We start from the raw sequence: 1556 nt of genomic DNA on the forward strand, positions 1-1556 counted from the left end.
ATAGTTCATCTGCTGCAAATCTTAAATTGATGAATGTCTTAATTACTGTTGGATCAGGCGTATCTAGAAAAAATAAATGTTTGTCGATCGATAATATCTCGCATAATTATAATCTATCTCAAGAATAAAATTACTGAACAAGAACTTGGCCGGGTGCCATTGTGAGTTTTTTGACAAAAACAAACCAAGTGTAATGTTGAAAGGTATTTGTGTTAGTCGTTGCTGGACGAATCATGACTCCAACAAAACTCCACGTGAGAGGGGCGACACTCATAGGAATGCCTGAAATTAACTCTCCTGAATTATCTTGGTCGTATCGGGGACCAAAATCGGACCAATCATCACAGTGGAACCAGTTGTATTGATACACATTCAGATTACTGAGAATACTTCCCCGCAATTGTCTTTTGTGTTGCATGTAATCAAGAAATCCACCTGAGTATGTGCAATCGATAGTTATATCCTGATTTCTTTTCCCATTCAATTGTGTGTAATATTGGGTAACTTTCTGAGCAACTGGAGCATTGAGGGCGTCAGTTGTTCCTGCAATTGTTGGGGTGTTTGCATGATCATAAGCGGTGTCTAAATCTTCTTGACTGTTGTAAAGACTGTGATAGACCTTCATAAGTGAACGACCATTCCCCTGGTCGAGTTGAATACTAATATTCTGAGAGGTACCAGTATTAGAAGCTTTAAACGCTTGCACATAGGGGATCAGATATGATAATCCAGTTGACTGAACCTCATTCATAATCATTGTTCGAAGATCTTGGTTAGTTTCAACAGCCAACATAAGTTGGAAGTTAATTGGTTGAACAGGTGCAGTGTATAAAATACCTGCAGCTGGGGGGCCGATTGTGCGTAACTTATTTTAGTTCCCGCGCTTGGATTGCTATTGGAGGTACTGGCGTAACAAATTTTTGAGACAGGTCCAAAATAAACCTTAAGATATGTTGTTTGTCCAAAATACATATTTTTGTCAATTGCAAATGCTGTATTCTTGATCAATTTCAAAGGAAATTGAACTTCATACGAAACTCCTGTATTTAGGGCACCGACCTGGTAATAAGCTGGTTCGGTATAATTCACACTTGACGGATTAGCTGCCAAGTTGTTATTTGCTGCGGCTTGTTGATTTGTGTTTCTCAAGGCAGGGACAACATTCACGACACTGTTATTCGAGGAGATACCAACCAGTGGATCTTCAGACAAAAATTCATCTCGAGCTAATTCCTTTTTCAGGAGAATATCAAGATAGTTCTGTAAATTGTCGATGTCAACAATCCACATACTGGAACCTGAATAATATTGTATGTGGGAGATTTCTTTTAAGGCTTGTAGCATACCAAATGTAATTAGTGCTCCGGCAGTTGGCAAATTCACAGAATACAAAAGGTATGATTGAGACAGATTAAACACTTCAGGAGGAATATTAATTGTAACAGGAGTCTGGGAAGCACCTAAAACAACAGGTTGCCCAAATGTATTTGAAAATTGTGGTTCGAAACGATACGAAGGATGAGAAAACCTTTTTTGATGATAATTAATTTGATCTG

The 1556-nt window shown here is 38.3% G+C and carries 2 protein-coding genes; both read right to left on the reverse strand.

Annotated features, from left to right (window positions below; all coding sequences use genetic code 11):
• Nucleotides 1-130: 130 nt before the first annotated feature.
• Nucleotides 131-757 (reverse strand): hypothetical protein, encoded by a 627-nt coding sequence (locus VGT41_03745; GenBank protein ID HEV2601386.1) that lies wholly within the window; start codon nt 755-757, stop codon nt 131-133.
• A partial coding sequence (locus tag VGT41_03750) for a hypothetical protein (protein HEV2601387.1) occupies nt 754-1556 on the reverse strand: 803 nt, incomplete at its 5' end. The genes VGT41_03745 and VGT41_03750, both read right to left, overlap by 4 nt.

The organism is Candidatus Babeliales bacterium (assembly GCA_035944115.1).
In the GTDB taxonomy this organism is placed as follows: domain Bacteria; phylum Babelota; class Babeliae; order Babelales; family Vermiphilaceae; genus DASZBJ01.